Annotated in this window: 6 protein-coding genes; 4 read left to right on the top strand and 2 right to left on the bottom strand. The window is 73.2% G+C overall.

The features are described 5' to 3' along the window. Positions 1-75: 75 nt before the first annotated feature. Positions 76-768 (bottom strand): FadR/GntR family transcriptional regulator, encoded by a 693-nt coding sequence (locus AOQ53_RS34265; protein ID WP_059423306.1) that lies wholly within the window; start codon positions 766-768, stop codon positions 76-78. A gap of 82 nt (positions 769-850) precedes the next feature. On the opposite strand from AOQ53_RS34265, the gene AOQ53_RS34260 reads away from it, so the two are divergent. From AOQ53_RS34260 to AOQ53_RS34250, 4 genes are all read left to right on the top strand, one after another. Beyond that, on the top strand, positions 851-2,317 hold the full coding sequence (locus AOQ53_RS34260; RefSeq protein WP_236711912.1) for an MFS transporter: 1,467 nt from the start codon (positions 851-853) through the stop codon (positions 2,315-2,317). 69 nt (positions 2,318-2,386) lie between these two features. Continuing rightward, entirely contained in the window at positions 2,387-2,503 is a 117-nt protein-coding gene (locus AOQ53_RS47545; protein ID WP_099054755.1) for an SGM_5486 family transporter-associated protein, read from the top strand. A 167-nt stretch (positions 2,504-2,670) separates the two neighbouring features. After that, entirely contained in the window at positions 2,671-2,877 is a 207-nt protein-coding gene (locus AOQ53_RS34255; protein ID WP_059423303.1) for a hypothetical protein, read from the top strand. Positions 2,878-2,942: 65 nt separating this feature from the next. Continuing rightward, positions 2,943-3,461 (top strand): SixA phosphatase family protein, encoded by a 519-nt coding sequence (locus tag AOQ53_RS34250; protein ID WP_059423301.1) that lies wholly within the window; start codon positions 2,943-2,945, stop codon positions 3,459-3,461. A gap of 112 nt (positions 3,462-3,573) precedes the next feature. On the opposite strand, the gene serB is transcribed toward AOQ53_RS34250, so the two are convergent. After that, the gene (gene serB, locus AOQ53_RS34245) at positions 3,574-4,788 is read right to left on the bottom strand and encodes a phosphoserine phosphatase SerB (RefSeq protein WP_059423299.1); all 1,215 of its coding nucleotides are present in this window, start codon (positions 4,786-4,788) and stop codon (positions 3,574-3,576) included. Positions 4,789-5,638: the final 850 nt, after the last annotated feature.

Raw genomic sequence — 5,638 nt, 5'->3', positions numbered from 1 at the left:
CCCCGGTGGAGGCCGGGCCCGCACAGACCGTGCGGCTGACGGGACGCTGCTGGAAGGAAGTGGGCGAGGTGTGGATCAGCCACCGGCGGGTGAGCTGATCCCGCCCAGGCGGCACAGGAACGGGTAGCGGGCGGCCTCGACGGCCGCCTGCGCCGCGTCGCCCGCGCGGATCGCGTCGAGCAGCCGTCCGTGCTCCATGTACGTCTCCGGCGTCAGCTCCTCGCCGACGTCCTCGCGCAGCCAGTCCCGCAGCACCTCGCCCAGGTCCGCGTACATGGCGGTCATCACGTCGTTGTGGGAGGCGGACACCACGGCCAGGTGGAAGGTCGCGTCCGCGGTCACGAACGCCTCCGCGTCACCCGACTCCCACGCCTCCTCACGCCGCAGCAGCAGCGCGTCCAGCTGCTTGAGATCCTTCTCCGTACGCCGCTGAGCGGCCAGCCTGGCCGCGGCCGACTCCAGCGTGGAGCGCAGCTCGGCGATGTGCCGGGGGTCGGCACCGGCGAACCGCCGCTGCATCACACCCGCCAGCTCACTCGTCGCCACGACGTACGTGCCCGAGCCCTGGCGGATGTCCAGCAGGCCGTTGTGCGCGAGGGCGCGGACGGCCTCGCGCACCGTGTTGCGGGCGACACCCAGCTGCTCGACCAGTTCGGGCTCGGTCGGGATGCGGGAGCCGACCGGCCACTCGCCGGAGGTGATCTGGGCCCGCAGGGCGGCGATGACCTGCTCGGAGAGCGCCGAACGTCGGGGATGGCTCAGGGGCATGGCACACCTTCGCACGACCGGGGCGCCGGGGGGCAGCCGGGGATTGGACGGACTGGACAGTCAATCATCCTATGATTCTATGATGGACCTCATGCCTAGCGAGGAAACCCGGACGAAGACGCCCCCGACCGCACACGGCTCGACCGCGCACGAGGCCCGGGAACCCGGCGGTACGTCCACGCGCGCGTGGACGACGCGGTTGCTCGTCCTCGGCATCGTGCTGTCCGCGCTGAACCTCCGCCCCGCCATCACCAGCCTCGGCGCCCTCCTGGAGGAGGTCCGCGAGGGGCTCGGCATGAGCGGCAGCGTGGCCGGGCTGCTCACCTCCGGGCCGCCGCTGTGCTTCGCCGTCTTCGGCGTCATGGCCCCGCGGCTCGCCCGCCGCTTCGGAGCCGGCGCCGTCGTGTGCGCCGGCATGGCCGCCATCGCCACCGGCCTGGCGATCCGGCCGTACGCCGGCGGCACGGCCGGCTTCCTGGCCGCCAGCGCCCTCGCCCTCATGGGCATCGCGGTCAGCAACGTCCTGATGCCGGTCATCGTCAAGCACTGGTTCCCCGACCGCGTCGGCTCCATGACCGGCCTGTACTCCATGGCGCTCGCCCTGGGCACGGCCCTCGCGGCCGCGGTCACCGTGCCCCTGACCGACGCCCTGGGCGGCAGCTGGCAGTCGGGCCTCGGCCTGTGGGCGGGGCTGGCCGTGGCGGCGGTCCTGCCGTGGCTGCCGTTCGTACGGGGGCGTGGGGTGAGTACGGCGACGTCCGGGCCGGGGGAGCGGGCCGGAGTCGCGGCCGGGCCGGGGGAGGGGAGCCGGGCCACCGAGACCGGGCCGGAGCGGGCTGGGGGCTCGCAGACTCGACCCGGGGAGCGGGCCGTGAGCCCGGAGACCGACGCCGACCGGCCGGCGCGGGACCGGGAGACGCCGGGCTCGGCTCCCGCCGGATCCGCGGCCGGGGCGGCTCCGCGGCTGCGGATCACCCGGAGCCGTACCGCCTGGGCCCTGGCCGTCTTCTTCGGGCTCCAGGCCACCGCCGCCTACATCACCATGGGCTGGATGGCGCAGATCTTCCGGGACGCCGGTGTGCCCGCGGGCACCGCGGGGCTGCTGCTGGCGGTCACCATGGTGATGGGCGTGCCCCTGGCCTTCGTCATACCGCGCCTGGCCACGCGGCTGCCGCACCAGGGCCCGATCGTGCTCGCCCTGGGCGTCTGCGGCCTCGCCGGATACGCCGGGCTGTACTTCGCGCCGGCCGCCGGCGCCTGGGCCTGGGCCCTGCTGCTCGGCGTCTCCAACTGCGCCTTCCCGCTCGCCCTCACCATGGTCGGCATGCGGGCCAGGAGCGGCCCGGGCGTGGCCCAGCTGTCGGCGTTCGCGCAGAGCACCGGCTATCTGATCTCCATCCCGGGGCCGCTCCTGGTGGGCGTCCTCTACCAGCACAGCGGCGGCTGGGGCCTGCCGATCGCGCTGATGAGCGCCCTGATGATCCCGCAGATGGCGGTCGGATTCCTGGCGGGCCGGGACCGCACGGTGGAGGACGAGGCGGGCCGCTGAGCCCCGCCTCGGGGGGCTCGGGGGCACCCCCGGCCGTCAGGCGCCCGGGGCGGGTGCGAGACTTGCCCCATGCCAGTGCTCGACCCGAATCCCCAGCACGGTCAGAAGAAGATGCTGCTCGTCTTCGGCGCCTTCTTCGCGATCTTCATCATCATCGCTGTCATCGCGACGATCGCCTCGCCATGACCGGCCCTCGCCCGGCCCATGGTGGGGCTAGCACCCCTGTCCCCTAGGGGGCGAGGGTCAGGGTCAAGTGGGTGGATCGCCGGATGGGTTGGCGGCCGGGGATTCCGTAACTTCGACGTGTGACCGCGAGACGCGGGCCACGGCCCATTCGAAGAGCGGAGGCACCCATGTCGGCTCCTACGCACACCCGGCCCCATCCGGCGACCCGGGCCGGCGTCGACAGCCGGCTGCCCTGGTGGGCCCTCGCCTTGCCCACGCTCGCCTTCGCCGCGCTGCTCGTGCTGATCCTGAACCCGTCCGACGCCCAGGCGGCCACCGGTGACCCCCTGATCACCCACCTCTTCGAGCGGGTCCAGCAGCTGATATCCCGCTGAGCACGGCTGAAGACGGTGGTCAACTCCCTGCGCCCCATGGCCTGTTTCGTGCGAAGCTGGATCTTATGAGCGTCGCAGAACCCCGCAGGATTGTCCTCTTCCGCCATGCGAAAGCCGACTGGCCCCAGGTGAGCGATCACGAGCGTCCGCTCGCCGACCGGGGCCGAAAGGAAGCGGCGGAGGCCGGGCGCCGGCTGGCCGACACCGGCATCCCCTTCGACCTGGCCCTCTGCTCCACCGCGGTCCGGACCCGGGAAACCTGGAAGCTCGCCGTCCAGGAGTTCCCGCAGCGGCCGAAAACCATCTACGAAGAGCGGATCTACGAGGCCTCGCCCGGCGAACTGATCGCCGTGCTCAACGAGACCCCCGACGACGCGCAGAACATCCTCGTGATCGGCCACAACCCGGGCATCCAGGGCCTCGCCGACATCCTGGCGGGCACGGCCGAGGGCGACGCGCGCGACCGGATGAGCCGCCGCGGCTTCCCGGCCGCCGCCTTCGCCATCCTGTCCTTCAGCGGCTCGTGGAAGAGCGTGGAGCCGGGTGTGGGCACGCTGCTGGACTACTGGGCGCCGACCGAGTGACCGACTCCGGGTGACCGGGGCCCGGCACCGGCGCGGTGCCGGGCTCTCCCGGCCGGTTCAGACCGTGGCGCCGGGGCCGGACTGTGCCGCCGACCCCGGGCCGTGTTGCGGTTCAGACCGTGTCGACGGTGTCCGCTGCCTCGACCTCTTCGCGCGTGATGCCCAGCAGATACAGCACGGTGTCCAGGAAGGGGAAGTTCACCGCGGTGTGCGCGGCCTGGCGCACCACCGGCTTGGCGTTGAAGGCGACGCCCAGACCGGCCGCGTTCAGCATGTCCAGGTCGTTGGCACCGTCACCGATCGCCACGGTCTGCGACAGCGGCACACCCGCCTCGGCGGCGAACCGGCGCAGCAGCCGGGCCTTGCCGGCCCGGTCGACGATCTCGCCCGTGACCTTGCCCGTCAGCTTCCCGTCGACGATCTCCAGCGTGTTGGCGTGGGCGAAGTCCAGCCCGAGCCGTTCCTTCAGATCGTCGGTGACCTGGGTGAAACCGCCGGAGACGACGCCGACTTGGTAGCCGAGCCGCTTCAGCGTACGGATCAGGGTCCGGGCGCCCGGCGTCAGCCGTACCTCGCTGCGCACCTTGTCCACGACCGAGGCGTCCAGTCCCTCCAGCAGCGCCACGCGCGCGTGCAGGGACTGTTCGAAGTCCAGCTCGCCGCGCATCGCGGCCGCCGTCACCTCGGCGACCTGGTCCTCGCAGCCGGCGTGCGCGGCGAACAGCTCGATGACCTCGTCCTGGATGAGCGTCGAGTCGACGTCCATGACGACCAGGCGCTGCGCGCGCCGGTACAGCCCGGCGGCGACGACCGCCACGTCGATGCCCAGCTTCGCCGCGTCGGGCGCCAGGGCGGTGCGCAGCGGCTCGGTCTCCACGCCGGACACGGCGAACTCGACGGCCGTCACGGGGTACTTGGCGAGCCGGAAGATACGGTCGATGTTGCCGCCGGTCTTCGTTATCCGCGCGGCGATCGCAGCCGTAGCCTCGGCGGTGAGCGGATGCCCGAGCACGGTGACCAGGGAGCGGCCCAGCCCGCGCGGCCGGTTGTCACCGAGGCCGGAGATGATCTCCGCCTGCATCTTCATCGACTCGGCCCAGCTGTGGACGGTCGCCCGCAGATCGCCCTCGAGCCCCTTGGGCGGCTCGGTCACGAGTGCGCACAGCACCATTCGGCCACGGGTGACGACCTGCTCGATGTCGACGACGTCGACGGAGTAGGCGGCGAGGGTGTCGAAGAGGCCGGCCGTGATGCCCGGGCTGTCCTTGCCGAAGATCTTGACAAGGAGGGTGGGGACGTCGGAGGGCGAGGTCTGCGAAGCGCTCATGGTGGTTCCACCGTATCCGGCGGGCAGGTCGTACCGCCCGTGAGGTCCGCCTGGCGGACAGCGAACAGTGGGTGTCGCGCGGGTGGCGCGAACCTTGCCTTCGGGTGCGGCGTCCCTGCCTCCCCCGGATCACTTGCCCCCACGCGGTTTCCGCGGCGGCGGGGGAGGCGGCGGAGGCGGCGGTCCATCGTCCGGCCGGGCCGGCGGCCGGTTACCGCCCTTCGGGCCGGGCGGCTGCCGGGGCCCACGCGGAGGCGGCCCTACCGGCCGTGCCACCGTGGGCGCGCCGTACACGTCACCGTCCCGGCGCGCGGCCGGGTCACCGCCCGGGCGGGTTTCGTGCGGCGAACGCCGACTCTCCCCTCGCTGCCTTTCCTCACTGGCCTGCGAGCCGGGCTCAGGCGTCCCATCGGACGGCCCTCCCTCACCGACGGGCCGCGCGTCCTCCGGTTCTCGCAGCTCCTCCGGTACCCGGAGGTACGGATTGGTGGCCGGGTTCGGCGGCCGGTACGGCGCTCCCGGCGCGTACGGCCCGGCCTCGTCCCTGTGCGACGACGCCCGCCCGGCCTCCTCCCCGTGTGATGACGCCCGCTCGGCGTCAGACCCGCCCCAGCTCCTGGACGGCCCGGCACCGGCGTCAGACCCGTCCCAGCTCCTGGACGGCCCGGCACCGGCGTCAGGCTCGCCCCAGCCCTTGGCCGGCCCGGCACCGGCGTCGTATGCGGCTTGCCCCGTAGCGGCCCCTGGCGAGGCCGGCCCGGCACCCTCGTCGTACCCGGCCTGTCCCGTGCCGGCCCCGGCCTCCGGTCCCACTTGCCCGGGCCCCGGTCCGTACCCAGCCCACCCAGCC

Origin of the sequence: Streptomyces azureus, assembly GCF_001270025.1 — a bacterium.
Lineage (GTDB): Bacteria > Actinomycetota > Actinomycetes > Streptomycetales > Streptomycetaceae > Streptomyces > Streptomyces azureus.
The sequence above is the reverse complement of the archived record's forward strand: the minus strand, read 5'-3'. Positions and strand labels throughout refer to the sequence as shown.